Raw genomic sequence first — 25,507 nt, forward strand, 5'->3', positions numbered from 1 at the left:
TCCCCGTCCTCGTACGCCATGCCCGCCGCGCCCCGCTCCCCATGTTCATGACCGGAACATGCCGGCCCGGGGCGGGGCAGTGTCCGGATCTTGTCAGCCACCGGCGGAAGGACCGGCCAGGGGTTGCCACTCCCCGCCCCGGATGGGAGAGGATGACAGCATCCGTACGAAGGGAAATACACGGTGAGCATCGACCCGTCCTCGATTCCGAACTTCGGGGGCCAGCCCGAGCCGCAGCCCCAAGGGCCGGCGGGCCCCGTGGTCCCGGATCAGGACCTCGTGAAGCAGCTCCTGGACCAGATGGAGCTGAAGTATGTCGTCGACGAAGAGGGTGACCTCGCGGCGCCGTGGGAGCAGTTCCGTACGTACTTCATGTTCCGCGGCGAGGGTGACCAGCAGGTCTTCTCGGTGCGGACGTTCTACGACCGGCCGCACCAGATCGACGAGAAGCCCGCGCTGCTGGAGTCCATCGACGACTGGAACCGCCGCACGCTGTGGCCCAAGGTCTACAGCCACACCCACGACGACGGCACCGTCCGCCTGATCGGCGAGGCGCAGATGCTGATCGGCACCGGCGTCAGCCTGGAGCACTTCGTGTCCTCCACGGTCAGCTGGGTGCGCGCCGCCATCGAGTTCGACAAGTGGCTCGTCGAGCAGCTCGGCCTGGAGCAGGAGATCAACGAGGCGGACAAGCCCGAGGACGGCGAGGAGTAGTCCTCCGGCCCCTCCTTCGGCCCGCCCGCTGCGTCCGGCCCCTGTGGTCCGGGCCCGGGGCACGCTCCCCGCGCCCGGCCCCGACGGGGCACGCCTGCCGGCGGCCCTACAGCGGCGTGTGCGCGAGCACCACCAGATACGCGCCGTACGCGAAAGAGAGCCCGGCCAGGGCGCCGACCACCACGGTCGCGTGCCAGGGCCGGGCTCTCGCCGTGCGCACCAGCGCCCGCGCCAGCGGCAGCAGCAGCGGGAAGGCCGGGAGCAGGAAGCGCGGTTTCGACTCGAAGAAGCCGGAGCCGCCGAGGGCGATCAGCAGCAGGACGCCGCTGTACACGATCAGCGGCAGCGGTGCGCGGTCGGCGATCAGCAGCGCGTACAGCACCGTGGCCGCTGCCACGATGCCCAGCGTCACGGGGAACACGAAGCGGTCGCCGTCCAGCAGCAGGTGCTTGACGAAGCGGAGCGATCCCTCGCCGAAGTCGAAGCGCGAGCCCCACAGCCGCTGCACCTCGAAGTAGCCGCGGAGCGGATCGCCCCGGCGGCGCCCCACCCACAGCACGTAACCCACCCAGCCCAGCGGTGCGAGCGCGGCGCCTGTCCACAGCCTGTGGGGAACTTTCCGCGCGCGCAGCCGCCAGACCTCGTACGCCGCCGCCGCGAGGACGGCCGCGGCCACCGCGAAGCCGTTCGGCCGGGACAGCCCCGCGAGCGCCGCCAGCACGCCCGCCCACACCCAGTGCCCGCCGAGCACCGCGTACAGCGACCAGGCGGCGAAGGCCGTCAGCACGGGCTCCGTGTACGCCATCGACAGCACCACCGAGTGCGGGAGCAGCCCCCAGAGCAGGACGACGGCGGTGCCGACCGCGCGCCCGTACAGCCTGGCCCCGATCGCGTACATCCCGCAGGCGGCGGCCCCGGCGGCGAGCCACGACACCAGCAGGCCCGCCGTGGACGCGTTGAGCGGGGTCACGGCCGTGACGCCGCGTACCAGCGCGGGGTACAGCGGGAAGAACGCCAGGTCGCTGTGGACGACGGTGGGACGGAAGTAGAGCGTGCGGCCGTACCCGTGCGCCGCGATCCCCAGGTACCAGATCGAGTCCCAGGACCGTGCGAGCAGGACGATCGGGTGCCTGCCGGTGGCCCAGGCCGTCGCGGCGAGCGCGAGGATGCCGGTGAGGCGCGCGGCGGCGAACAGCCCCAGCGCGGTCATCGCGGCGCCCGGCAGGCTGGGCGCGAGGCGGGACGGTCGGGCACGGTCCCCGGGCTCCGTCAGAGCCGGGCGAGCGAGGGTACTCGGGTGGGTCACACCGGAACTGTGCGTAACTTACGGGGCATTTGCGAGCTTTGCTCGGCTGTGCGGGTAGCGTTCGTGGGGCTCCGGCGCGCCGCCCGCACGGACGGCGCCCACGGTGCTAGAGCGGTTCCGGACGCGCTGCGGCGCCCCATTCCGCCGCCTCGGGCGGGGCGGGCCGAGCGGGCGGCACCGGGCTCACCACGCGGCCTTGAGCCGCTTCGCCGCCTCCTCCAGCACCTGCGTCTGCTTGCAGAACGCGAACCGCACGAAGGGCGCTCCCGCCTCCCGGTGGTCGTAGAAGACCGCGTTCGGGATCGCGACGACACCGGCGCGCTCCGGCAGGGCGCGGCAGAACGCGAAGCCGTCCGACTCGCCGAGCGGCCGGATGTCGGTCGTGATGAAGTACGTGCCCTGCGGACGGAAGACCTCGAAGCCCGCCTCCGCGAGACCCGCCGCCAGCACGTCCCGCTTGGCGAGCATGTCCGCGCGGAACGCCTCGAAGTACGAGTCCGGCAGCGCCAGCGCCTCGGCCACGGCGTACTGGAACGGCCCCGACGCCACGTAGGTCAGGAACTGCTTCGCCGACCGCACCGCGCCGACCAGGGCGGGCGGCGCCGTCACCCAGCCCACCTTCCAGCCGGTGAACGAGAACGTCTTCCCGCTCGAACCGATCGTGACCGTCCGCTCGCGCATGCCCGGGAAGGACGCCAGCGGTACGTGCTCGGCGCCGTCGAAGACGAGGTGCTCGTACACCTCGTCCGTCACCACCAGCAGGTCCCGCTCCACGGCGAGCTTCGCGATCTCGGCGAGCTCCTCGCGGGTGAGCACCGTGCCGGTGGGGTTGTGCGGCGTGTTGACCAGCAGCAGGCGCGTCCGGTCGGTGACGGCGTCGCGCAGCTCGTCGAGGTCGAGACGGAAGCTGCCCTCGTGCGGGCGCAGCGTCACCGGCACCCGGGTCCCGCCCGCCATCGCGATGCACGCGGCGTACGAGTCGTAGTACGGCTCGAACGCGATCACCTCGTCGCCGGGCTCCAGCAGGGCGAGCAGCGCGGCGGCGATCGCCTCCGTGGCCCCGGCCGTCACCAGGACCTCCGTGTCGGGGTCGTACGACAGTGCGTAGCGGCGCTCCTGGTGCGCGGACACCGCCGCGCGCAGCTCGGGCACGCCGGGCCCCGGCGGGTACTGGTTGCCCCGTCCGTCCCGCAGCGCCCGCACGGCCGCCTCCCGGATCTCCTGCGGACCGTCCGTGTCGGGGAAGCCCTGACCGAGATTGATCGAACCGGTACTCACCGCGAGCGCCGACATCTCGGCGAAGATCGTCGTTCCGAACTCGGCGAGCCGGCGGTTGAGGAAGGGGCGTTCGCTGGAGGTCATGCCGGTCATCCTGCGCCCAAGCTCTGGAGTTCCTCAACTCTGCTTTGGCCCGCCGGGCGCGGGGGCATCCCCCTCTCACGCACGACAGCGGCACCTGGAACGACACGAAGCGACAAGAGAAGCGAACAAGACAACAGATCCGGGAAGCACGGCCCACGGGGGGCCTCTTCGGGGGAACGAAAGGAGGGTGACGCCATGGTCATCGGCATCATCCTGGCGGTCGTCTGCATCGTGGTCGTCGTGGCCTTCATGGCCACCGACCGCAGCCAGAACAAGGTGGGGCAGGTCAACCTCTCGAAGAGGGGCCGCCGTTCACGCCGTGGCTCCTCGGGCAGCGGCAGCAGCTGGTGGGCCGGCGGGGCGGGCGGTGTCTCGTCCTGCGGCAGCGGTTCGTCCGGCGGACACCACGGCGGTCACTCGTGCGGTGGCCACTCGTCGTGCGGCGGGGGCTCGTCCTGCGGAGGCGGGTCCTCGTGCGGCGGCGGGGGCGGATGCGGAGGAGGCAGCTGACACGGGGCAGCTGAGCTCCCTTCGGGGGAAGCGCATCCGCAGCACGCGAACGTGCCCGTCGGCCGGCAACGCCGACGGGCACGTCCGCGTCGGGGGGGCAGGCGTCCGTGCCTGCCGGGCAGCGCCGCCGACGGGCACGCCCGTGTCGTGAGAGACGCGCCGTCGCCCGGGAGGGCACGGGCCGCGCGCCGTGGCACGCCGGGGGTACGCGCGCACGGCATATGCGACGGCGCGCCGAGAGGGGCGGATCCGGCGGACCCGGTCGCGTACCGGGGGCGGCTTCCGGCAGACGCGGGCGCGCGCCGGGCGCACGCCGTAGTTGAACAGTTGAGCTGTGGAGCCCTCGGGGGGATGGAAACCCCACGAAGTTGGGTAAAAACGCTGTGGTGGCGCCACAGTTCATGATTCCCTCTAAATCACCAACGCAGCCCTGGGCCTACAGGCCTGGGACGCCCGTGGGACCGGTCCTTCTCCCCTTCAGGTCCGTCCTTCGGGCGTCCTCCTGACCGGGCTGGCCGGGCCGTTCCCCCGGTGCCGACCGGGTGCGCCGGAACCCCACCTCTCTTTGCGTGCTAGCGGAGCCGACCCATGCTCACGACCCTGAACACCTCGTACACCGACACGCGCGCGGCCGACCTCGCCTGGGCCCTCGGCCGCGAACCGCTGCCGGCCCTGGCCACGCTCGACCTCGAACTGGAAGGGGTGGAGCTTCAGTTGAGACTCCTCGGCGCGTCCCACCAGGTGCTCCTGGAGGAGGAGCGAGGCCGCTGTTCCGAGACCGTCGCCTGCATCCCGGGCAGCAGCACACCCCTTCCGCTCGGCGTGGCCAAGCGGATCAACGACTGGGAGTACGAGTTCGCGGCCCGCGTCGAGGTGCTGTCGCCCGGCTCCTTCGCCGGCCGCGCCCAGGAGTTGCTGGCCCTCGTCTCCGACCACCCCCACGGCCTCGCGGGCGTCTTCCCCGGCAGCCCGCACGCCTTCACCGCCATGCTCGCCCAGCGCCACGAGGGGCAGATCCACTGGCGCACCTGGCACGCGTACCCGCAGGACGGCCAGTTGGTGGCGACCCGCACCAGGGTCGGAGTCCGGGTGGCGGCGGCGTTGTGACCGCGCGAGCCGGGAGCGGCGCCGGACGGACAGGGTGCCACAAAGCGCCGCGGTTCCACACGTGTGGGTGACGAGGCGTAGTGGCGGCGTGACGTAGCGTTCCCAGCGTGATCGATCCGCACGCGCCAGCTCCCCCCGGCGCGCCGCCGTCCTGGGGCGTCCAGGGCCAGGCGCGGCTGCCGGTCCGCCCGGGCATCGGGAGGTTCCTCGTCCTCGCCGGTGTCTTCGTCTGCGCGGCGTGCGGACTGGTGTACGAACTCGAACTCGTCGCCCTCGCCTCGTACTTGATCGGCGACTCGGTCACCCAGGCCTCCGTCGTGCTGTCCGTCATGGTCTTCGCGATGGGGATCGGCTCGCTCGCCGCGAAACGCCTGCGCCCGCGCGCCGCGGCGGGCTTCGGCGCCGTCGAGGCGGCCCTCGCGCTGATCGGCGGGTGCAGCGCGATGGCCCTGTACGCGGTGTTCGCGTGGACCGGCGGCTGGGGAGGCCTATGGGCCGACGGATGCCGCTATCTGCTGGTGGCCTTCTCCCTGGCCATCGGTCTGCTCATCGGCGCCGAAGTCCCCCTCCTCATGGAGCTGATACAGCGCATCCGCCGCCAGGACCCGGGCGGAGCGGTGGCGGACCTGTTCGCGGCGGACTACGTGGGCGCCCTCGTCGGCGGACTCGCCTTCCCCTTCCTGCTGCTCCCGATGTTCGGCCAGCTCACCGGCGCCCTGCTCACCGGCATGGTGAACGCCGTCGCGGGCGGCGCCCTCGTCCTCGGTCTGTTCCGCCGGGACCTGACCCGCCGCGCCCGCTGGACCCTGCTCGTCGTCAACGTCACCGTCCTCGGACTCCTCGCCTCGGCCGCCGCGCTGGTCGACGACTTCGAACGGGCCGCGCGGCACGCGGTGTACGGGGCGGACGTGCGCGTCGCGCTCCGCACCGGCGTCCAGGAGGTCGTCCTCACCGGCGGCACCCACGGCCGCCCCCTCCACCTCTTCCTCGACGGCCGCCTGCGGTTCAGCGGCCGCGACGAGAAGCGCTACCACGAAGCACTCGTGCACCCCGCGATGAACGGCCCGCACGCGCGCGTGCTCATCCTCGGCGGCGGCGACGGCCTCGCCGCGCGCGAAGTGCTGCGCCACCCCGGGGTGCGCAGCGTCGACGTCGTCGAACTCGACTCCCAGGTAGTGCGGTTGGCGCGCTCCGACCCCGCCCTGTCCGCCCTCAACCGGCACGCCTACGACGACCCGCGTGTGCACGTCGTCACCGCCGACGCCTTCCGCTGGCTGCGCTCGGCCCCCTCCACGTACGACGTGGTGATCTCGGACCTCCCCGACCCGGGCATCACCGCGAGCACCAAGCTGTACTCCCAGGAGTTCTACGGACTCGCCCGCCGCGTCCTGGCCCCCGACGGCCGCCTCGTCGTGCACGCGGGACCCGTCTCCGCCCGCCCCCGCGCCTTCTGGACCGTGGACGCGACGATGCGCGCGGCCGGTCTGCGCACCACCCCCTACCGCGTGAGCGGCCGCAACTCCGGCTTCGCGGCGGGCCCCGACCGCGCCCGGGGCGGCGAGCCCGGCGCACCGGGCGACTGGGGCTTCGTCCTGGCCGGCCGGACGGCCGTGCCCCTGCGGCTGCCGTCGGACGGCCCACGGCCGCGCACCCTCACCCAGGCGGGTCTGACGGCCGACGCCCGCGCGGTCCGGCGCACCCGGGTCGGCCGCGACCTGCCGCCGTCGGAGCTGGTGCACCCGCGGTACGCCGACTGAGGAGCACGTGGGGGAATCCGGTGATACCCGGGTGCGTTCCGCGCCGTGCTGGGTAGGCTCGGCAGACATGGAGCATGAGGTGTTCGTTCCGGTTCCGCCCGAGCGGCTGAGGGAGGCGCTGGCCGACCCCGCCCGGGTGGCCCGCGCGGTTCCCGGTCTCCAGCAGGACGCGGGGACGCCGCCCGTCTCCGGCCGTCTGAAGGTCCGCGTCGGCGGCCACAGCATCACCTATCGCGGCAGGCTCGCCGTCACCCCGCAGGACGACGGGTCCTACGCCGTCGAGGGCGACGCGAGCGAGGTCCGCGGCGGCGGCTCCGTGAAACTCGCCCTCACCGCACGCCTCCGTCCCGCCGACGGCGGTACGACGCTCGCCTTCGGCGGCACGGCCACCGGCGACGGCCGCGTGGCGGAGCTGCCCGCGGACGCGGTGTCCTCGGCCGGCACCCGGCTGCTGAGCCGCTTCGCGGAGGGCCTGGCCGCGGGCCCCGCCCCGACGGCGGCCGCGGAACCGGAGCCGGAGCGGCCCACCGGGCCCGCCGCCGGGCCGGAGGCGGTCACGGACGCGCCGCCGGCCGCCGCGAACGGGCCGGCCGGCCGGCCCGAGCCCGATTCCGGAACCGCGCCCGAGCCCACGCCCGAGCCCGAATCCGCGCCAGAGCCCACGCCCGAGCCCGAATCCGGACGCGCGCCCGACGCCGCCGCCTCCGACTCCACACCCGACTCCGCTCCTGACTCCTCTCCCGCCTCCGGTTCGGTCTTCGAGACGGAGGTGCCGCCCCCGTCCCTCGACCCGCTGAACGACGACGACCTCCTGGAAGGGGAGTTCGTGGGGGAGGAGTTCGACATGGAGGAGGACGGCGAGGACGTGCTGGACGGCGAGGACGCCATGGCCGAGGCGGCGCACGCCCGCCGGACGATGATCGGCCGCAGCGCCGAGGAGGTGGACCACGCTCCCCCGCGCGGCCGGTACGCGCCGGTCCCGCCCCCGGAGGCCACCGCCGCCCGGGCCACCCTCCGCTGGGCCGCCCCGGCGGCCGCCCTCGCCCTGGCCTCGGCCATCGCCCTGACCCGGGCCCTGCGCAAGCGCCGTTGACCACGAGGGGCCCGCACCCCAGTAGGGTCAACTCCGTGAGTAACGAAGACATCACGCTGACCGCGGGCGACGCGGAGGCGACCGTGGCGCCGGCCAACGGCGGACGGATCGGAAGTCTGCGGATCGGCGGCGTCGAACTGCTGAGGCAGGGCGCGAAGTTCGGGTGCTTCCCGATGGTCCCGTGGTGCGGACGCATCCGCGACGGCCGCTTCCTCGACGGCGCCACCGTACGCCAGATGCCGCTGAACTCCCCGCCGCACGCCATCCACGGCACGGCCCGCGACGGCGCCTGGCGCACCGCCCGCGCGGGCAAGGACGAGGCCGTGATCACCTACGACCTCGTGGAGCCCTGGCCGCACCCCGCGCGCGTCACGCACGCCGTCACGCTGGCCGAGGACTCCCTCACGCTGACGATGTCCGTGGAGACCTACGGCTCCTCGTTCCCCGCCCAGATCGGCTGGCATCCCTGGTTCAACCGCAGCCTCGACGGCGGCGACGACGTCCGCGTCGACTTCGCCCCCGCCTGGCAGGAGGAACGCGGCGACGACCACCTGCCCACCGGCCGGCGGACCGAGCCGAGGCCCGGGCCCTGGGACGACTGCTTCGGCATGCCGGGCGGTGTCGACGTGACGCTCACCTGGCCGGGGCAGATCGAGCTGAAGGTCGCCAGCCGCGAGGAGTGGGTCGTCGTCTACGACGAGCAGGAGGCCGCCGTCTGCGTGGAGCCGCAGACCGGGCCGCCCAACGGCCTGAACACCCTCCCCCGCCTGGTCACCCCCATCGAGCCCCTGGAGGCGACCACCACCTGGAGCTGGCGGCGCCTCTAAGCTGGCGGACATGAGTGACGTCAACGCAGCAATGCCGCCAGGCACACGCGGCGAGCTGCTGCAGCAGATCAAGGACAAGGCCGTGGTGCACGGCAAGGTGACCCTCTCCTCGGGTCTTGAGGCCGACTACTACGTGGATCTGCGCCGGATCACGCTGGACGGCGAGGCCGCCCCGCTGGTCGGGCAGGTGCTCCTCGACCTCACCGCCGACCTCGACTTCGACGCCGTGGGCGGGCTGACCATGGGGGCCGACCCGGTGGCCGCGGCCATGCTGCACGCCGCCGCCGCGCGCGGGCGCAGGCTCGACGCCTTCGTCGTGCGCAAGGCCGCCAAGGCGCACGGGCTGCAGCGCCGGGTCGAGGGCCCCGAGATCAAGGGGCGGCGCGTGCTCGTCGTCGAGGACACGTCGACCACCGGCGGTTCCCCGCTGACCGCGGTCGAGGCGGTCCGTGAGGCCGGCGCGGAGGTCGTCGGCGTCGCCACGATCGTCGACCGGGCGACCGGCGCGGCCGAGAAGATCGAGGCCGGCGCCGGGGTGCCGTACCTCTTCGCCTACTCGAAGGACGAGCTGGGCCTCGACTGAGGCCCGGCACCGGCATACGCTCGCGGTCCCGCGCGACGGCCGGACGGACCCCGCCGGCGGCGGGGTCCCGCGGCTCGGTCCCGTATCCCGGACAGGGTGTCTCAAGCATCCGGCCAAGTCTGGAAAGATGGGGACGACGATGACGTCGCCCCCCTAGGTCAGGGCCGTAAGCACCAGTCCCTACGTACCGCACCAGCCGTACGCAGACCCGCACATACAAGGAGCGGACAGATGCCCATCGCAACCCCCGAGGTCTACAACGAGATGCTCGACCGGGCGAAGGCAGGCAAGTTCGCCTACCCGGCCATCAACGTGACCTCGTCCCAGACCCTGCACGCTGCGCTGCGCGGCTTCGCGGAGGCCGAGAGCGACGGCATCATCCAGATCTCCACCGGTGGTGCGGAGTTCCTGGGCGGCCAGTACAACAAGGACATGGTGACCGGCGCGGTCGCCCTCGCCGAGTACGCGCACATCGTGGCCGCCAAGTACGACATCACCGTCGCGCTGCACACGGACCACTGCCCCAAGGACAAGCTGGACGGCTACGTCCGTCCGCTGCTCGACATCTCCGCCGAGCGCGTCGCCAAGGGCGCGAACCCGCTGTTCCAGTCGCACATGTGGGACGGCTCCGCCGAGACCCTCGCCGACAACCTGGCCATCGCCCAGGAGCTGCTCGCGAAGGCCGCCGCCGCGAAGATCATCCTCGAGGTCGAGATCACCCCGACCGGCGGCGAGGAGGACGGCGTCAGCCACGAGATCAACGACGAGCTGTACACCACCGTCGAGGACGCCCTGCGCACCGCCGAGGCCCTCGGCCTGGGCGAGAAGGGCCGCTACCTGCTCGCCGCGTCCTTCGGCAACGTGCACGGCGTGTACAAGCCCGGCAACGTCGTGCTGCGTCCCGAGCTCCTCAAGGACCTCCAGGAGGGCGTCGCCGCCAAGCACGGCAAGGCCGACCCGTTCGACTTCGTCTTCCACGGCGGCTCCGGCTCCACGGCCGAGGAGATCGCCACCGCGCTGGAGAACGGCGTCGTGAAGATGAACCTCGACACCGACACCCAGTACGCCTTCACGCGTCCCGTCGCGGACCACATGTTCAAGAACTACGACGGCGTCCTGAAGGTCGACGGCGAGGTCGGCTCCAAGAAGACCTACGACCCGCGCACCTGGGGCAAGCTCGCCGAGGCCGGCATGGCCAAGCGCGTCGGCGAGGCCTGTGTGGCGCTGCGTTCCGCGGGCACCAAGCTGAAGTAGCGGGCGCGCGGGAGCCCCGCGGCGGCCGGACCACGGCCGCCCGGGTCCTTTCGCGGCAGTACCGCGCGGCCGGGCCCGGCACCTCCCACGGTGCCGGGCCCTTCCGTATCCTCCGAGGTATGGCTGCGCCTTCGCAGAAGAGTGCACAGGAGACGCCGGGAACGGGACCGGACGTACGGATCTCCTCGACCACGGGCAAGTGGATCCTGCTCACCACCGTCCTCGGCTCCAGCATGGCGTTGCTGGACTCGACGGTCGTGAACGTGGCGCTGCCGCGCATCGGCCGCGACCTGGACGCCGGACTCACGACCCTCCAGTGGACCGTGAACGCGTACATGCTGACGCTGGCGGGTCTGATCCTGCTGGGCGGGTCGCTCGGCGACCGCTTCGGGCGGCGCCGGATCTTCGTGCTGGGCGTGGTGTGGTTCGCGGCCGCGTCCCTGCTGTGCGGGCTCGCGCCGACCGACACCGTGCTCGTCGCCGCGCGCGCCCTGCAGGGGGTCGGGGGAGCGTTGCTGACCCCTGGTTCCCTGGCGCTCATCCAGGCGTCCTTCCATCCCGACGACCGGGCCCGGGCCGTCGGGCTGTGGTCGGGCTTCGGCGGCGTCGGTGCCGCCGTGGGCCCGTTCCTGGGCGGCTGGCTGGTGGACGGTCCCGGCTGGCGCTGGGTCTTCCTGCTGAACGTCCCGGTGGCGCTGCTGTGCGCCCCGATCGCGCTGCGGCACGTCCCGGAGTCGTCCGACGAGCGCGCCCATCAGGGCTTCGACGTGCTCGGGGCGGCTCTCGGCGCCCTCTCGCTGGCGCTGGTGACGTACGCCCTGATCGAGGCCCGCAGCGGGTCCGTGGTGGTCGCCGTGACGGCGGTCGCGGGCGTGGCGGCGGGCGTGGCCTTCGTGTTCGTCGAACGGCGGCGGCCCGACCCGATGCTGCCGCTCGACATCTTCGCGTCGCGCCAGTTCACGGCGGTCAATCTGGTGACCCTGTGCGTGTACGCGGCCTTCGGCGGTTTCTTCTTCCTCACCGCGCTCCAGCTCCAGGTGGTGGCGGGGTACTCGCCGCTCCAGGCCGGTACGGCGCTGCTGCCGACGACGGTCCTGATGCTGCTGTTCTCCGCCCGCTCGGGTGAACTGGCCCAGCACATCGGGCCGCGCATCCCGCTCACGGTGGGGCCGCTGCTGTGCGCGGCGGGGATGCTGCTGATGCTGCGGGTGGGCCCCGACGCCTCGTACGCGGCGGACGTGCTGCCCGCGCTGCTCGTGATGGGGGCGGGCATGGTCACCCTGGTCGCGCCGCTGACCGCCACCGTCCTCGCCTCCGTCACCACCGAGCGGGCGGGCCTGGCCAGCGGGATCAACAACGCGGCGGCCCGCGCGGCGGGCCTGATCGCCGTGGCCGCGCTGCCGCTGCTCGCCGGGATGGGCCCGGAGGCCTACCGCGAGGCGGACGCCTTCAACGCCGCGTTCCGGCGTGCGATGCCGTTGTGCGCGGCCGTCCTGGTGGTCGGGGCGGTGCTGGCCTTCGCGACCGTACGGCGTCCGGCGCCCGGCTGCCGACGGCCAGAGTGCCTCACCCACGGCTCCGTCACGGCGCCCCCGCTGGAGCCCCGGCGAGCGGCCCCGGACCCTCCCGTCCCGGGGGGCGCCTAGGCCATCCGGCGCTGGTCCAGCTTCGTGACCGTGCCGGTCTTGTCGATCGTGTAGGCGAAGTACATCCGGCTCGCGGTCGCCGCAGCGTCGGCCTTGTCCAGGAAGGTGCGGACGTCCATCGGCTTGTTGACTTCGGTGTCGTAGAGCGGATGGTTCACGGTGATCTTCGCCGTCGCGGAGAGCGGTATCTCGTGCTTCGGGCCGATCGTGTGCCAGACGGGCATGTCGATTCTCGGGCAGGACCAGGTGCCTTCCTGGACTTTCAGATAGGCGCGGTCGCCCTCGGTCCGCACGCCGGGCAGCAGCATGAGGTCGATGCCCTTCCAGCCCTTGCAGGCGGGGTCCTTCGCGGTGGCGGACGCCGTCGCGGAGGGGGCGTCGGACGCGTCGGCGGAGGGGGAGGCCTCGGCGCCGGCCGAGGCGGTGGACGACGGGGACGCCGCTCCCTGCGCCTCGTCCTCCGGCTGGCAGGCGGTGGTGGCCAGCAGGGCCGCGGCGGTGAGAGCGCCCAGGGCGCCGGTCCTGCGCAGCCGGGCAGCGGTCGTCGTACGCATGTGGTCCCCCGTCGTCGTCACACGTCCCCGTGCGCGCGTTGTCGTGCGCACGATCAGTTCGGGCGTGATCGCAGTGTGCCCGCGGAACCCGTCGTTCCATAAGGGCCGCGGGCGACCGTTACCGATCACGGACAATGCAGCAGACTGAACCCATGACGATTCACGAGAACCTCCTCGGGGGACCGCCCCCGACCCACCTCCCCGACGACCCGGAGCCGCGCGAGCTCCTGGCGAACGGCACGCCCCCCGCCGACGTCGCCGCCAAGTACCCCACCTCCTCACTCGCCTGGGCGCAGCTCGCCGACGAGGCGTACGAGCGGGGCAGCGTCGTCGAGTCGTACGCCTACGCCCGCACCGGCTACCACCGTGGCCTGGACGCCCTGCGCCGCAACGGCTGGAAGGGCCACGGCCCGGTGCCCTGGGAGCACGAGCCGAACCGCGGCTTCCTGCGCGCCCTGCACGGCCTCGCCCGCGCCGCCCAGGCGATCGGCGAGCAGGAGGAGTACGAGCGCTGCAGCCAGTTCCTGAAGGACTCCTCGCCGACGGCGGCCCAGACCCTGGGCTAGCCCCGGAACCCGGCCCGCGGCCGGGCGGGTGCAGGTCCGCCTGGTGTGACCAGGCGGACCTTGCGGTTTCGGGGCACGATTGTGGAGGATGCCCGGTGGGGACCGGGGCCCCCGTGTCGGTAACGGCAGGGGCGGACCGCTACCCGGAGCACATTGCAGGAGACAGCGATGTCCCATCAGGCTCAGCCCGTCGAGGCCACGGAGCCCGAGACCCCGCATCTCGACTTCCAGGGAACGACTCCGTACGAGGACTACGTCCAGGCGGACGTCCTGACCCACCTCCAGCACACCCTCTCCGACGACCCCGGAGAGATGGTCTTCCTGGTGACGACCCAGGTCATGGAGCTGTGGTTCACCGTCATCGTCCACGAGTGGGAGACCGCGGCGAACGCGCTGCGCGAGGACCGGGTGCCGGTCGCCGTCGCCGCGCTGAAGCGGTCCGTACGGGAGCTGGAGGCGCTGAACGCGTCCTGGCGCCCGCTCTCCCAGCTCACCCCCGCCCAGTTCAACGCGTACCGCTCCGCCCTCGGCGAGGGTTCCGGCTTCCAGTCCGCGATGTACCGCCGGATGGAGTTCCTGCTCGGCGAGAAGTCCGCGTCCATGCTGGTCCCGCACCGGGGTGCGCCGCGCGTCCACGCCGAGCTGGAGAAGGCCCTGCACGAGCCGAGCCTGTACGACGAGGTCCTGCGACTGCTCGCCCGGCGCGGGCACGCCGTCCCGGCATCCGTGCTGCAGCGTGACGTCTCCCTCCGCTACGAGCCGTCCCACGACGTCGAGGCCGTGTGGACGGCCCTGTACGCGGGCCCCGAGGACGACGAACTCGCCCGCCTCGGCGAGGCGCTGACCGACGTCGCCGAACTGGTCTGGCGCTGGCGCAACGACCATCTCGTCGCCACCCGCCGCGCGATGGGCGCGAAGGCCGGCACGGGTGGCTCCGCCGGCGTGGCCTGGCTGGAGAAGCGCGCCCAGAAGAACGTGTTCCCCGAGCTGTGGACGGCGAGGTCCCATGTCTGAGCCGCGCGGCAACGCCGTGCAGTCCGAGCCGAGCGCACGAGCCGCACAGCTGGACGCGGCCGACGAACTCGCCGGACTGCGCAAGAGGTTCGTGCTCGACGACGCGGTCTACCTCGACGGGAACTCGCTCGGCGCGCTGCCGGCCGACGTCCCCGCCCGCGTCGACGACGTCGTCCGCCGCCAGTGGGGCGAACTCCGTATCCGCTCCTGGGAGGAGAGCGGCTGGTGGACGGCGCCGGAACGCATCGGCGACCGCATCGCGCCGCTCGTCGGGGCGGCCCCGGGCCAGATCGTGGTCGGGGACTCCACGAGCGTCAACGTCTTCAAGGCCCTGGTCGGAGCCGTCCGGCTGGCGGGCGACGGCCGCGACGAGATCGTCGTCGACGCGACCACCTTCCCGACCGACGGCTATATCGCCGCGTCCGCCGCCCGCCTGACGGGCTGCGAGCTGCGCCCCGTGGAACCCGCCGAGGTGCCCGGCGTGCTGGGCCCGCGCACGGCGGCCGTCCTCCTCAACCACGTCGACTACCGCACCGGCCGGCTGCACGACCTGCCCTCCCTCACCGCCGCGATCCACGACGCGGGGGCGCTCGCGGTCTGGGACCTGTGCCACAGCGCGGGCGCCCTGCCCGTCGGCCTGGACGCCCACGGGGTGGACCTGGCGGTCGGCTGTACATACAAGTACCTGAACGGCGGGCCCGGTTCGCCGGCCTACCTGTACGTCGCCGCCGCCCATCAGGACCGCTTCGACTCGCCGCTGCCCGGCTGGAACTCCCACGCCGAACCCTTCGGCATGAGCCCGGCGTACGCCCCCGCTCCGGGCGCGCTGCGCGGCCGGGTCGGCACCCCCGACATCCTGTCGATGCTCGCCCTGGAGGCCGCGCTCGACGTGTGGGACGGCGTCTCCGTCGACTCCGTCCGCGCCAAGTCGCTGGCCCTCACGGACTTCTTCCTCGACTGCGTCTCGCAGTACGTCCCCGAGGGCCGGGTCGAGTCCCTCACCCCGCCCGCCCACGCCGACCGCGGCAGCCAGGTCGCCCTGCGCTGCGCCGACGCGGGCACCGTGATGAAGTCCCTCATCGAGCAGGGCGTGATCGGCGACTTCCGCCACCCCGACGTCCTCCGCTTCGGCTTCACCCCTCTGTACGTGGGCTTCGCCGACGTGGAGAGGGCGGCACGGGTACTGGGGCGGACGCTGGGGGCGTAGCCCGTCCGGGCCGGGGGCACGTTTCAGCCCGTCGCCTGGGCGCCGGGCTCGTTCCTTGAGGCCAGGGCGGCAGATTTCAGCCCGTCCGGCGCTTGAGGACGAGGCCGTCCAGGCCGTTTTCCCAGGCCCGGGGCGACGGGCTCGTCGCCTTGAGGCCGGGGCGGCAGATTTCAGCCCGTCCGGCGCTTGAGGACGAGGCCGTCCAGGCCGATCGGGGGTCTGGGGGCGAAGCCCCCAGGTGTACGGGTCGGGCAGGGGCGGAGGGGGCGAAAACCCCGCTCCGGCCCCCGCCCGACGACCTCGCCCCGCCCCGACGAAGGCCCACCCTCGCGAAGGTCGCCCCCCGGGGACCCCGCCCCGCCCCGACTGGGGTCCACCTCGCGAAGGGCGCCCCCGGCGACCCGCACAGGCCCCCGGACACCCCCGGCCCGCCCGCACCACCCTCACCGAGCGTGACAACCCCATGTCGACGCACGTCACCGGCCTGATACCGTCCCCGCCAACGGCCGAATACTCCCCTGGTCCGCCAAAACCGTTTCACCCTTGAGAGGTTGGAGCATGCAGGACGACGCCGGCGCAGAGCGCGAGTCAGCCGCCCAGCGCGACGCAGCGGAAGAGGCGTCAGCCTTCTCGCACCCGCCCGTGGACCCCGACATCACCGTCGCGTACGGCGACCACCCCGACCAGGTGATCGACTTCTACACCCCGCGCGAGCCCGACCCGTCGGTCCCCGCCCCCCTCGTCGTCGTCCTGCACGGCGGCGCCTGGCGAGCCCCGTACGACCGCCGCCACATCACCCCGTTCGCGGACTTCCTGGCCCGCCGCGGCTTCGCCGTGGCGAACGTCGAGTACCGGCGGGGCGCCGCGATCCCCGCGCAGGGCGGTCCGGCGGACGCGGGCCCCGGCGGACCGGGTCCGTCGCAAGGCCCGGTGGCGGGCCGCTGGCCGGACACCTTCGACGACGTGGCGGCCGCGCTCGACGCCCTGCCCGCCCTGGCCCGTGAGGCGCTCCCACAGGCCGACCTCCGGCGCACGGTGGTCACGGGCCACTCGGCGGGCGGGCACCTGGCGCTGTGGGCCGCCGCCCGGCACGTCCTGCCCGCCGACGCGCCCTGGCGCACCGACGGGCCGGCCCCGCTGCGCGGTGTCGTCGCGCTCGCGCCGATCGCGGACTTCCAGGTGGCGGAGAAGCTCGACGTCTGCGGCGGAGCCTCCCGTCAATTCCTCGGCGGAGAAGCCAAGTTCGCGGAACGACTGCCCTACGCCGACCCGGTTCTGCTGATGCCCACCGGCATCGCCACCACCCTCGTCCAGGGGCGTAACGACATCGTGGTGCCGCAGGCGGTCGCCGAGTCGTACGCCGACGCGGCGGCCAGGGCGGGCGAGGTGGTGGGCCTGACGCTCCTGGAGGACGTCGGCCACTTCCCCCTGATCGACCCGGCCGCGGACGCCTGTGCGGTGGTGGCGGAGGAGATCGCCCAACTGGCCTGGTGATCCGACCGTGGACGGGCCGCCCCGGCGGCCCGCACGGCACAACTGGCGTCACACCACGCATATGTGACGCACCATCACGCACCCTCGGCGCCACCCCCGGTCATACCCGTAATACCTGAGAGCTACCTCCCAGGTGAGCTCCCCAGCGGGACGCCGACGACACGTCACGATCCGTAACTTCCCCTTCGAGGACGCCCGAAGCACGGGCACCCCGAAGGGAAGGACACCATGGGATTCCGGGCGAGGCGGAGCGGGACGGGACGATCACCCAACGCGCGCCCTCAGCCTGCCCGGCCGGGAGACCCGCGCTCCCCGCTTGCCGATCCCCCGGACGCGAAGCCGTCGCTCGCCGCGCCGTCGGACACGAAGCCGCCCCCTGCCGTCCCGTCGGCTGCGAAGCCACCCCTCACGCACCGACTCCGACTCGGACTCCGGAGACACCTGCGCCGCACCCTCCTCGCCGTACTGGTGATGGGCGCCGTCGTCGTCCCCGTGTCCGCCGCCTCCCGCCCGCGGATCCCCGCCCCAGAGCCCGTGGACGTAGCGCCTCTGACGCCGGCGACGCTGGACAGGGCGTACGAGGCGAACCGCGCCAACGCCGCGGAGGCGGCCCGCATGGCCGCGGGTCACGGCGATCGCAGCCGCGCCGCCGCGGACCGCGCCATGGCCGCACCCTCCCGCCACTTGCTCTCCTTCGACGGACGGGGGCCGGGGCAGGCGGTCGAGGTCTTCGGCGACCTGGCCCGCGCCGACCGGGTGGCGGTCCTGGTCCCGGGCTCCGACACCACCCTGGAGACGTACGACCGCTTCCGTGCCGGGGCGCGCGCCCTGCACCGTGACGTCGGCCCGGGCACGGCCGTCGTGGCCTGGCTGGGCTACGAGACCCCGGGCACGGTGAGCACGACGGTGCTGACGACGGCCCGGGCCGGGAAGGCGGCCCCTCGACTGCGCGGCTTCGTCCGCGAACTGCGGGGCATCGTCGGTGAGTCGGCGCACGTGTCCCTGCTGTGCCACTCGTACGGCACGGTGGTCTGCGGCAGCGCGGCCAGAGGCCTGGACACGGACGAGCTGGTCCTCCTCGGCAGCCCGGGCACCGGTGTCGACTCGGCGGCCCGGCTGCGCACGTCCGCACGCGTATGGGCGGCCCGGGGCGCGGACGACTGGGTCGCGCACGTCCCGCACACCCGGGCGCACTTCTTCGGCACGACCGTCGGCTTCGGCAGAGACCCGATGAACCCCGCCTTCGGCGCCCACGCCTTCGCCGCGGGCCGCGGCGGGCACAGCGACTACTTCAAGCCGGGCTCGGTGTCCCTGGACAACCTCGCCCGCATCGTCCTCGGTGACACCTCGGAGGTGACCCGTGCGTGAGTCGACCCTGCGTGAGCCCCACGGCCGGAAGGGCACACGACCGGACGACCCCGGCGACCGCGGCACAGCGACGGGAGTCCGGGGAGCTTCGGAAGGCCAGGAGACGACAGGCGCACCGGGGACGCCAGGGACGCCGATGGCACCGGGCGCGCGGGGCAGGGTCCGCCGGACACGACGGGCGGCGGTGGACACCCTGCGAGGCGGCGTCCGCCGCATCGACGAGGCGACCCCGAGGGATCGGGACCGCGCCGTCGACGCCCTGCGGGCCCTGGCGATCCTCGGCGTCGTGCTCGGCCACTGGCTGGTGACGGCCCTCGTCGCGGACGGCGGGGCCCTGCACGCGGCGAGCCCGTTGCAGCGCATGCCGTGGCTGGCCCCGATCTCCTGGATCTTCCAGACGCTCGCCGTGTTCTTCCTGGTGGGCGGGCATGTGGCGACGAAGAGTCATGCGTCGGCGCGGACGCGGGGCATGTCGTACGGGCGGTGGCTGCGGGCCCGGCTGGGACGCCTGTTCAGGCCGGTGGCCGCGGTGCTGAGCCTCTGGGCGGTGGCCACGGCGTGCCTGCTCGCCGCGGGCACGGACTACGGCACCGTCCACACCCTGGTGAAACTGGCCCTGTCGCCACTGTGGTTCCTCGTGGTCTTCGCCGGACTGACCGCGGCGACACCCCTGTTGACGAGGATCAACCCGCTGTGGCCGCTGGCCGTCGTGCTCCACGTGGACCTCATTCGCTTCGGCCTGGGCGGCCCCTCGTGGCTCGGCTGGGTGAACGTGGTGGCGGGCTGGCTGGTGCCGTACACCTTGGGCGCGGCCTGGACACGCGGTGAACTGGACCGACGGCGGGCGGGCCTGCTGCTGTTCGCCGGTGGCGCCGCGGCGACGGCGGCGCTCGTGGCGTGGGCGGGCTATCCGGCGTCGATGGTCGGTGTGCCGGGCGCCGCGGTCTCGAACCTGAACCCGCCGACGCTCGCGGTGGTCACCTTCGGCCTGGCCCAGTGCGGCCTCGCGCTGCTGCTGCGTGAGCCGCTGCGCCGGGCGATGCGACGCCCCGCGGCCTGGGCGGTGACAGCCTTCGTCAACCTCTCCGCGATGACGATATTCCTCTGGCACCAGACGTCCATGATGGCGGTCACCGCTCTGGGGCTGCGGGCGGGGCGGCTGGCCGGCCTGCACACCGTGCCCGACGGACTGGGCTGGGTCGCGGCCCGGCTGGCCTGGCTGCCCGTGTTCCTGCTCGCGCTGACCGTCTGCTGGTCCGCCTTCCGCGTCCACGAGCAGGGGCCGCGCCGTCGGACCGGCCGACCGTCCCGGGTCGTGCGGGCCCACGACCTCGGTCAGGGAGGAGCGAAGGGAACGCCTCATGCCTAGGGTTGATCAGGTGACGAGCGAGGAGCACCGGGCCGTGGACGACGACCCCTCTGTGCCTCCTCCACCCCGCCCGGCGGACCCGGCGAAGCCGTCCGGCACGGATACCGATCCTCCTGGCGGACGCACCCGCTCACGCCGCCTGCTCGGCACGGGAGTTGTCCTGCGTTCGGTCCTGGCCGACCTCGCCTCGCCGGCGGCCGCCCCGCTGCCCCCGCTGTCGCGGCCGAGGTGGCTGCGCCTGCTGCCGCACGTCGTGGTGTGCTGGCTCGCTTTCGGGCTCGCGTTCGCGGCGTCGGCGGAGCTGAACGAAGGCTATGGACTGGGTCTCGCGCTGAGCGCGGTGACCGGTGCCGCGCAGGGTGCGGCGATGGCCCTCGCCCTGTGGCGGCCCGTACCGGCCCTGTGGCTGTCGCTGGGCGCCACCGTGCTGGCCGCCACGGCCGCCAGGTCGCACATGGTGACGAGCTTCCCGGGCCCGCGGCCGGACTGGCCGTGGAGCGCACTGGCGATCATCACGCACGCCTTCGTGCTCTTCCTCCTCGCCCTGCGGGTGTCCGCGCGCGTCGCAGTCGGCGCGCTGTCGGTGACCGTCCTGGTGACCTACTTCCTGCAAGGGCTGGTCGGCGGCACGGTCTACCGGTCGACGGGGGTACTGGCGGTCGTCGTGTTCGCCGCGGTCGTCCTCCTCGGCACCGCGCTGCGGGGCCGCCGCGAGGCCCGTACCCAGCTGGTCGAGCAGGCCTCGCTGACCGCGGAGGAACGGGCCCGGCGCACCCTCCTGGAGGAGCGCAACCGCATCGCCCGCGAACTGCACGACGTGGTCGCCCACCACATGTCCGTGATCTCCATCCAGGCCCAGGTCGCGCCCCATCTCGTCGAGAACCCCACCGACGAGCTGAAGGAGAATCTGGAGGGCATCCGGCAGAACGCGCTGGAGGCCCTGACCGAACTGCGCCGCGTCCTCGGTGTGCTGCGTTCGGAGAACCCCGAGGACCCGTACGGTCTCGGCGCGGGCACGGGCGCGGCGCCCGACTCCCCGCAGCCCACGCTGGACCGTCTCGACGCCCTCGTGGAGAACACGCGCGCCGCGGGACTGGTCGTGACGACGGAGATCACCGGCGAACAGCTTCCCCTCGCGCCGGGCGTGGAGCTGTCGGCGTACCGGATCGTCCAGGAGGCGCTGAGCAACGCCCTGCGGCACGCGCCCGGTTCCGCGGTCCACGTCGAGCTGTGGCACTTCCCGCGCGGCCTCCAGGTGCGTGTCGTCAACTCGCGTCCCGCACACCCCGCACCACCGTCCCCCGGTGCCGGGCACGGCCTGCTCGGCATGAGGGAGCGGGCCGCGATGCTCGGTGGCACCCTCGTGACCTCGGAGACGGCGTGCGGCGGCTTCGCGGTGGCGGCGTTCCTGCCGCGCCACGGCGTCGCCGTCCCGCTCGACGATCCCACCGCCCCTGAGGGAGAAGAGACTTCATGACGACCGCGAGCGGCACCATTCGCGTACTGATCGCCGACGACCAGCAGATGGTCCGGCAGGGCTTCACCGTGCTGCTCAACACCCAGCCGGACATCGAGGTGGTGGGTCAGGCGGTCGACGGCCTCGACGCGATCGCCAAGGTCTCCGAACTCGCCCCCGACGTCGTCCTGATGGACATCCGCATGCCCGAGCTGGGCGGCATCGACGCCACCCGCCGCATCACCGACGACACGCCCCGGATCAAGGTGCTGGTGCTCACCACCTTCGACCTCGACGAGTACGTGTACGACGCCCTGCGCGCCGGCGCCTCCGGTTTCCTGCTCAAGGACGCCTCCGCCGACCAGCTGGCCGAGGCGGTACGCGTGGTCGCGGCGGGCGACGCGCTGCTCGCGCCGGGCATCACCCGCCGCCTCATCGCCGAGTTCTCCCGCCTGCACGCCGCACCGCGGTCCCCGCTCAAGCAGCGCGTGGGCGAGCTGACCGAGCGCGAGACCGAGGTACTGGCCCACATCGCCCAGGGCCTGTCGAACGCGGAGATCGCCGACCGCCTGGTCGTGGCCGAACAGACCGTGAAGACCCACGTCGGCCGCATCCTCGTCAAGCTGGGCCTGCGCGACCGTACCCAGGCAGCAGTCTTCGCCTACGAATCGGGCCTGGTCCGCCCCTCGGGCTACTGACCCCGCAGCCAGCCGAAACCCCCAGCCCCCACCCCCAGCCCCGGCCCACCGACTACCCGTAGTACCTGAGACGGACCCACAAGGACCCTCCTCACAGGGGACGACCACGCACCCCCCACCGTCCTACCGTTTTGAACGTGACCGAGACGACCCAGACGCAGATGACGCCGCCGGGCAGGGCCAAGCCCCGCAGCCCGGAGTTCAGGCTGGCCGCGGACGCCCTGCGCGGGCTGCGCCAGGACCTGTTCCACGACGCCTTCGCCTACCGCCCGCTCCCGCGCATGCGAGTGGACGGCCCCGTCACCCGCCGCCTGCCCCAGGGGATACGGCAGTACGCGGTCTGGACGCCGCACGCGGCAGTGGCGGCGATCGGCCTGGTGGCGATGATCGCGGCCACCGCCGAAGGCGACGGCCGCGGCGGAATCGGCCTCCCGATCTGCGCCCTCCTCGCCCTGCTCCCGGTCCTGGCCACACTGATCCGCCCCGTGGGCGCCTTCTGGTTCTCCCTCGCGGCAACCCCCGTGGCCGCGGTGTTCAGCGACTCCTGGAGCGACTGGCCGTGGATGCCGGGCGCCTTCGTCGCCCATGTGTCGGTGCTGACGGTCGTGGCCCTGCGCTCACGCCCTCGCACCGCCGCATGGATGTGGCTGCTCACCGCCGCGTACGGACTGACCGCGGAGACCCTCTTCGGCGCGGGCCACTTCAGTGACAACACCATGCCGCTGCTGTTCGTCTCGGCCCTGGCCCTCCTGGTCGTCACGGTCCTGCACATACGACGCACGGCGGAGCAGGAGGTGACCGCCCAGCAGTCCGAGACGGCACAGGAGCGTTCCAAGCGTGCGCTGCTGGAGGAGCGCACGACTATCGCCCGGGAGCTGCACGACGTCGTGGCCCACCACATGTCGGTGGTCGCCATCCAGGCGGAGGCCGCCCCGTACCGCGTGGAGAACGCCCCGCCGGAGCTGGAGCAGGCCTTCCGCACCATCCGGGAGAACGCGGTGGCGGCGCTCACCGAGCTGCGCCGCGTACTGGGCGTGGTCCGCGCCGAGGACTACGAGGCCCCGGACGCCCCGCAGCCCACGCTCGCCGACCTGGACGCCCTCCTGGCGAATGTGCGGGAGGCGGGTCTGACGGTGGACAAGGTGGTCACGGGCGCGGTGCGCGAGCTTCCGCAGGGCGTCGAGCTGTCGGCGTACCGAATAGTCCAGGAGGCCCTGAGCAACGCGCTGCGGCACGCGCCGGGCGCGGTCGCCCGAGTGGAGATCGGCTACGTCCTCGGCGGGCTGGGCCTGCGTATAGTCAACGGCCCCGCACCGGCGACGAGTCTGGAGAAGTCCACGCACGGCGCGGGGCACGGCATCACCGGCATGCGCGAGCGGGTCACGATGCTGGACGGTGAGATGACGACGGGCGGCACGGACGACGGGGGCTATGAGGTCACGGTGTTCCTGCCGGTGCCGGCCGCGGAGGAGGAGACCGGATGACGGACGGCCCCATCCGGGTCCTGATAGCGGACGACCAGGTGATGGTCCGCGAGGGCTTCTCCGTCCTGCTGGGCGCGATGCCGGACATCGAGGTGGTCGGTGAGGCGGTCAACGGCAGGGAGGCGGTGGAGCGGGTCCGTGACCTGGCGCCGGACGTCGTGCTGATGGACGTCCGCATGCCGGAGATGAACGGGCTGGAGGCGACCCGGGAGATCGTCGCCGCGGACAGTTCCGCGAAGGTGCTGGTCCTGACGACGTTCGACCTCGACGAGTACGTGTACCAGGCGCTGCGCGCGGGGGCCTCCGGCTTCCTGCTGAAGGATGCCTCGGCACGCCAGCTCGCCGACGGGGTGAGGGTGGTCGCGTCGGGGGAGGCGTTGCTGGCCCCGTCCGTCACGAAGCGGCTGATCACCGAGTTCTCCAGGCTCGCGGACGCGCCCCGGCTTCCGGCCACGGCGCACGCGGCGTACGGGGATCTGACCGAGCGGGAGACGGAGGTGCTGGTCCTCATCGCCCAGGGCCTGTCGAACTCCGAGATCGCGGAGCGTCTCGTGGTCGCCGAGTCCACGATCAAGACCCATGTGAGCCGCATCCTGGTGAAGCTGGGGCTGCGCGACCGTACCCAGGCGGCGGTGTTCGCGTACGAGGCCAGGCTGGTCACCCCCAGGTGACCCGCTCGCGGAACTGCCCTGCCCCCACCGAGCCGCGCCGCAGCCCACAAACCTGAGCGCCCCCAAAGCCGCCCTGCCCACTCCACGGCTGCCCTGCTCCGCTCGCAATGCCGCTCCGCCCCCCCGAAGCTTCTCCGCCCCACTCGCCATGCCGCCCTGCCCACTCCAAAGCCGTCATGCCTCCCGAGGTCCCCCCGAACCAAGACCCCCCTGTTCAGAGCGCTCGTGCCGGGCTAGCGTCCGTTCATGGCAGCTTTGGAGATTCCGCAGTCCTTCGACCCGTGGGACCAGGCGTTCGTGGCGGACCCGTACCCGGCGTACGAGGAGTTGCGGGCGCGCGGCCGGGTGCACTACTACGAGCCCACCGACCAGTGGCTGGTGCCGCACCACGCGGACGTGTCGGCATTGCTGCGGGACCGCCGGCTGGGCCGGACGTATCAGCACCGGTTCACGCACGAGGACTTCGGGCGGACGGCGCCGCCGCCGGAGCACGAGCCGTTCCACGTGCTGAACGACCACGGGATGCTGGACCTGGAGCCCCCGGACCACACGCGTATCCGGCGGCTGGTGTCGAAGGCGTTCACGCCGCGCACCGTGGAGCGGCTGAAGCCGTATGTGGACCAGTTGGCGGGTGAGCTGGTCGAGCGGCTGGTGGCGGCGGGCGGCGGCGATCTGCTGTCCGATGTCGCCGAGCCCCTGCCGGTGGCGGTGATCGCGGAGATGCTGGGCATCCCGGAGTCGGACCGGGCGCCGTTGCGGCCCTGGTCGGCGGACATCTGCGGGATGTACGAGCTGAACCCGTCCGAGGAGACGGCGGCGAAGGCGGTGCGCGCGTCGGTCGAGTTCACCGAGTATCTGACGGAGCTGATCGAGGCGCGCCGCAAGGAGCCGGGGGACGATCTGATCTCGGGTCTCATCGCGGCCCATGACGAGGGCGACCGGCTCACCGAGCAGGAGATGATCTCGACCTGCGTGCTGCTGCTGAACGCGGGGCACGAGGCGACGGTCAACGCCACGGTGAACGGCTGGTGGGCACTGTTCCGCAACCCGGGCCAGCTGGCGGCGCTGCGCGCGGACCACGGATTGATCCCCCGGGCGGTGGAGGAGCTGATGCGTTACGACACTCCGCTTCAGCTCTTCGAGCGCTGGGTGCTCGACGAGATCGAGATCGACGGTACGACGATCCCCCGCGGGGCGGAGATCGCGATGCTCTTCGGGTCGGCGAACCACGACCCGGCGGTCTTCGCGGCGCCGGGCGATCTGGACCTGACCCGCACGGACAACCCGCACATCTCGTTCAGCGCCGGTATCCACTACTGCATCGGTGCGCCGTTGGCCCGTATCGAACTGGCGGCGTCCATGGGTGCGTTGCTGGCGAAGGCCCCGACGCTGGACCTCGCCGAGGAGCCGTCGCGGAAGCCGAATTTCGTGATCAGGGGGCTGGAGTCCCTGAGGGTGCAGGTCTGA

Annotated in this window: 23 protein-coding genes; 20 read left to right on the forward strand and 3 right to left on the reverse strand. The window is 72.9% G+C overall.

What is annotated here, in order from left to right; translation table 11 throughout:
* Nucleotides 1-183 precede the first annotated feature (183 nt).
* Complete coding sequence (locus BKI49_RS19855; protein ID WP_028799227.1) at nt 184-714, forward strand: YbjN domain-containing protein; 531 nt, start codon at nt 184-186, stop codon at nt 712-714.
* A 106-nt stretch (nt 715-820) separates the two neighbouring features.
* Here the strand turns inward: BKI49_RS19855 and BKI49_RS19860 are convergent, their stop codons facing one another.
* Both BKI49_RS19860 and BKI49_RS19865 read right to left on the reverse strand, forming a co-directional pair.
* Nucleotides 821-2,020: a hypothetical protein gene (locus BKI49_RS19860; RefSeq protein ID WP_373557567.1), complete on the reverse strand. Its 1,200-nt coding sequence runs from the start codon at nt 2,018-2,020 to the stop codon at nt 821-823.
* A gap of 183 nt (nt 2,021-2,203) precedes the next feature.
* Nucleotides 2,204-3,391, reverse strand: a complete 1,188-nt coding sequence (locus BKI49_RS19865) for a pyridoxal phosphate-dependent aminotransferase (RefSeq protein WP_095935603.1) — start codon at nt 3,389-3,391, stop codon at nt 2,204-2,206.
* Between the two features lie 186 nt (nt 3,392-3,577).
* Here BKI49_RS19865 and BKI49_RS19870 point away from each other — a divergent pair, with 186 nt between their 5' ends.
* The 8 genes from BKI49_RS19870 to BKI49_RS19905 all read left to right on the forward strand — a co-directional run bounded on the left by BKI49_RS19870 (nt 3,578) and on the right by BKI49_RS19905 (nt 12,159).
* Nucleotides 3,578-3,892, forward strand: coding sequence for a hypothetical protein (locus BKI49_RS19870; protein WP_179332506.1), 315 nt, complete (start codon nt 3,578-3,580; stop codon nt 3,890-3,892).
* A 588-nt stretch (nt 3,893-4,480) separates the two neighbouring features.
* Nucleotides 4,481-4,999, forward strand: a complete 519-nt coding sequence (locus BKI49_RS19875) for a DUF2617 family protein (RefSeq protein WP_095935604.1) — start codon at nt 4,481-4,483, stop codon at nt 4,997-4,999.
* 107 nt (nt 5,000-5,106) lie between these two features.
* Nucleotides 5,107-6,756 (forward strand): polyamine aminopropyltransferase, encoded by a 1,650-nt coding sequence (locus BKI49_RS19880; RefSeq protein ID WP_095935605.1) that lies wholly within the window; start codon nt 5,107-5,109, stop codon nt 6,754-6,756.
* Nucleotides 6,757-6,823: 67 nt separating this feature from the next.
* Nucleotides 6,824-7,849, forward strand: coding sequence for an SRPBCC family protein (locus BKI49_RS19885; RefSeq protein ID WP_095935606.1), 1,026 nt, complete (start codon nt 6,824-6,826; stop codon nt 7,847-7,849).
* A 35-nt stretch (nt 7,850-7,884) separates the two neighbouring features.
* Nucleotides 7,885-8,676, forward strand: a complete 792-nt coding sequence (locus BKI49_RS19890; protein ID WP_095935607.1) for an aldose epimerase family protein — start codon at nt 7,885-7,887, stop codon at nt 8,674-8,676.
* Between the two features lie 31 nt (nt 8,677-8,707).
* Nucleotides 8,708-9,259: an orotate phosphoribosyltransferase gene (gene pyrE, locus BKI49_RS19895; RefSeq protein WP_179332516.1), complete on the forward strand. Its 552-nt coding sequence runs from the start codon at nt 8,708-8,710 to the stop codon at nt 9,257-9,259.
* A 231-nt stretch (nt 9,260-9,490) separates the two neighbouring features.
* A complete protein-coding gene (gene fbaA, locus BKI49_RS19900; RefSeq protein ID WP_095935609.1) occupies nt 9,491-10,513 on the forward strand; it encodes a class II fructose-bisphosphate aldolase in 1,023 nt (340 codons plus the stop codon).
* Between the two features lie 119 nt (nt 10,514-10,632).
* Nucleotides 10,633-12,159, forward strand: coding sequence for an MFS transporter (locus BKI49_RS19905; RefSeq protein ID WP_095935610.1), 1,527 nt, complete (start codon nt 10,633-10,635; stop codon nt 12,157-12,159).
* Here BKI49_RS19905 and BKI49_RS19910 read toward each other — a convergent pair.
* Nucleotides 12,156-12,713, reverse strand: a complete 558-nt coding sequence (locus tag BKI49_RS19910) for a hypothetical protein (RefSeq protein ID WP_095935611.1) — start codon at nt 12,711-12,713, stop codon at nt 12,156-12,158. The genes BKI49_RS19905 and BKI49_RS19910 overlap by 4 nt on opposite strands.
* Nucleotides 12,714-12,865: 152 nt before the next feature.
* On the opposite strand from BKI49_RS19910, the gene BKI49_RS19915 reads away from it, so the two are divergent.
* The 11 genes from BKI49_RS19915 (at nt 12,866) to BKI49_RS19965 (ending at nt 25,507) form a co-directional block, all read left to right on the forward strand.
* On the forward strand, nt 12,866-13,279 hold the full coding sequence (locus BKI49_RS19915) for a DUF3151 domain-containing protein (RefSeq protein WP_095935612.1): 414 nt from the start codon (nt 12,866-12,868) through the stop codon (nt 13,277-13,279).
* 168 nt (nt 13,280-13,447) lie between these two features.
* Complete coding sequence (locus BKI49_RS19920) at nt 13,448-14,293, forward strand: tryptophan 2,3-dioxygenase family protein (protein WP_095935613.1); 846 nt, start codon at nt 13,448-13,450, stop codon at nt 14,291-14,293.
* Nucleotides 14,286-15,500 carry a kynureninase gene (kynU, locus tag BKI49_RS19925; RefSeq protein ID WP_095935614.1) on the forward strand — a complete coding sequence of 405 codons (1,215 nt, stop codon included), beginning with the start codon at nt 14,286-14,288 and terminating at the stop codon, nt 15,498-15,500. Before BKI49_RS19920 ends, kynU begins: the two co-directional genes overlap by 8 nt.
* A gap of 558 nt (nt 15,501-16,058) precedes the next feature.
* Entirely contained in the window at nt 16,059-16,994 is a 936-nt protein-coding gene (locus tag BKI49_RS19930) for an alpha/beta hydrolase (protein ID WP_095935615.1), read from the forward strand.
* 471 nt (nt 16,995-17,465) lie between these two features.
* Nucleotides 17,466-18,362: an alpha/beta hydrolase gene (locus BKI49_RS19935; RefSeq protein ID WP_373557568.1), complete on the forward strand. Its 897-nt coding sequence runs from the start codon at nt 17,466-17,468 to the stop codon at nt 18,360-18,362.
* Nucleotides 18,363-18,498: 136 nt separating this feature from the next.
* Entirely contained in the window at nt 18,499-19,731 is a 1,233-nt protein-coding gene (locus tag BKI49_RS19940) for an acyltransferase family protein (protein ID WP_095935617.1), read from the forward strand.
* Nucleotides 19,724-21,208: a sensor histidine kinase gene (locus BKI49_RS19945; protein WP_095935618.1), complete on the forward strand. Its 1,485-nt coding sequence runs from the start codon at nt 19,724-19,726 to the stop codon at nt 21,206-21,208. Before BKI49_RS19940 ends, BKI49_RS19945 begins: the two co-directional genes overlap by 8 nt.
* Complete coding sequence (locus tag BKI49_RS19950) at nt 21,205-21,885, forward strand: response regulator (protein WP_095935619.1); 681 nt, start codon at nt 21,205-21,207, stop codon at nt 21,883-21,885. The genes BKI49_RS19945 and BKI49_RS19950 overlap by 4 nt, the downstream gene beginning before the upstream one ends.
* Before the next feature lie 137 nt (nt 21,886-22,022).
* Complete coding sequence (locus BKI49_RS19955; RefSeq protein ID WP_257004875.1) at nt 22,023-23,369, forward strand: sensor histidine kinase; 1,347 nt, start codon at nt 22,023-22,025, stop codon at nt 23,367-23,369.
* Nucleotides 23,366-24,040, forward strand: coding sequence for a response regulator (locus BKI49_RS19960; RefSeq protein WP_095935620.1), 675 nt, complete (start codon nt 23,366-23,368; stop codon nt 24,038-24,040). The genes BKI49_RS19955 and BKI49_RS19960 overlap by 4 nt, the downstream gene beginning before the upstream one ends.
* Nucleotides 24,041-24,286: 246 nt before the next feature.
* Nucleotides 24,287-25,507: a cytochrome P450 gene (locus tag BKI49_RS19965; protein ID WP_095935621.1), complete on the forward strand. Its 1,221-nt coding sequence runs from the start codon at nt 24,287-24,289 to the stop codon at nt 25,505-25,507.

Source organism: Streptomyces sp. Tue6028 (genome assembly GCF_002300165.1).
GTDB classification, from domain to species: domain Bacteria; phylum Actinomycetota; class Actinomycetes; order Streptomycetales; family Streptomycetaceae; genus Streptomyces; species Streptomyces siamensis.

What these genes read in the sequence shown, in the direction of transcription:
- BKI49_RS19865 (WP_095935603.1), bottom strand. Translation starts at nt 3,391, where the DNA reads ATGACCGGCATGACCTCCAGCGAACGCCCCTTCCTCAACCGCCGGCTC.
- BKI49_RS19870 (WP_179332506.1), top strand. Translation starts at nt 3,578, where the DNA reads ATGGTCATCGGCATCATCCTGGCGGTCGTCTGCATCGTGGTCGTCGTG.
- BKI49_RS19875 (WP_095935604.1), top strand. Translation starts at nt 4,481, where the DNA reads ATGCTCACGACCCTGAACACCTCGTACACCGACACGCGCGCGGCCGAC.
- BKI49_RS19885 (WP_095935606.1), top strand. Translation starts at nt 6,824, where the DNA reads ATGGAGCATGAGGTGTTCGTTCCGGTTCCGCCCGAGCGGCTGAGGGAG.
- pyrE (WP_179332516.1), top strand. Translation starts at nt 8,708, where the DNA reads ATGCCGCCAGGCACACGCGGCGAGCTGCTGCAGCAGATCAAGGACAAG.
- fbaA (WP_095935609.1), top strand. Translation starts at nt 9,491, where the DNA reads ATGCCCATCGCAACCCCCGAGGTCTACAACGAGATGCTCGACCGGGCG.
- BKI49_RS19905 (WP_095935610.1), top strand. Translation starts at nt 10,633, where the DNA reads ATGGCTGCGCCTTCGCAGAAGAGTGCACAGGAGACGCCGGGAACGGGA.
- BKI49_RS19910 (WP_095935611.1), bottom strand. Translation starts at nt 12,713, where the DNA reads ATGCGTACGACGACCGCTGCCCGGCTGCGCAGGACCGGCGCCCTGGGC.
- BKI49_RS19915 (WP_095935612.1), top strand. Translation starts at nt 12,866, where the DNA reads ATGACGATTCACGAGAACCTCCTCGGGGGACCGCCCCCGACCCACCTC.
- BKI49_RS19920 (WP_095935613.1), top strand. Translation starts at nt 13,448, where the DNA reads ATGTCCCATCAGGCTCAGCCCGTCGAGGCCACGGAGCCCGAGACCCCG.
- kynU (WP_095935614.1), top strand. Translation starts at nt 14,286, where the DNA reads ATGTCTGAGCCGCGCGGCAACGCCGTGCAGTCCGAGCCGAGCGCACGA.
- BKI49_RS19930 (WP_095935615.1), top strand. Translation starts at nt 16,059, where the DNA reads ATGCAGGACGACGCCGGCGCAGAGCGCGAGTCAGCCGCCCAGCGCGAC.
- BKI49_RS19935 (WP_373557568.1), top strand. Translation starts at nt 17,466, where the DNA reads ATGGGCGCCGTCGTCGTCCCCGTGTCCGCCGCCTCCCGCCCGCGGATC.
- BKI49_RS19940 (WP_095935617.1), top strand. Translation starts at nt 18,499, where the DNA reads ATGGCACCGGGCGCGCGGGGCAGGGTCCGCCGGACACGACGGGCGGCG.
- BKI49_RS19945 (WP_095935618.1), top strand. Translation starts at nt 19,724, where the DNA reads ATGCCTAGGGTTGATCAGGTGACGAGCGAGGAGCACCGGGCCGTGGAC.
- BKI49_RS19950 (WP_095935619.1), top strand. Translation starts at nt 21,205, where the DNA reads ATGACGACCGCGAGCGGCACCATTCGCGTACTGATCGCCGACGACCAG.
- BKI49_RS19960 (WP_095935620.1), top strand. Translation starts at nt 23,366, where the DNA reads ATGACGGACGGCCCCATCCGGGTCCTGATAGCGGACGACCAGGTGATG.
- BKI49_RS19965 (WP_095935621.1), top strand. Translation starts at nt 24,287, where the DNA reads ATGGCAGCTTTGGAGATTCCGCAGTCCTTCGACCCGTGGGACCAGGCG.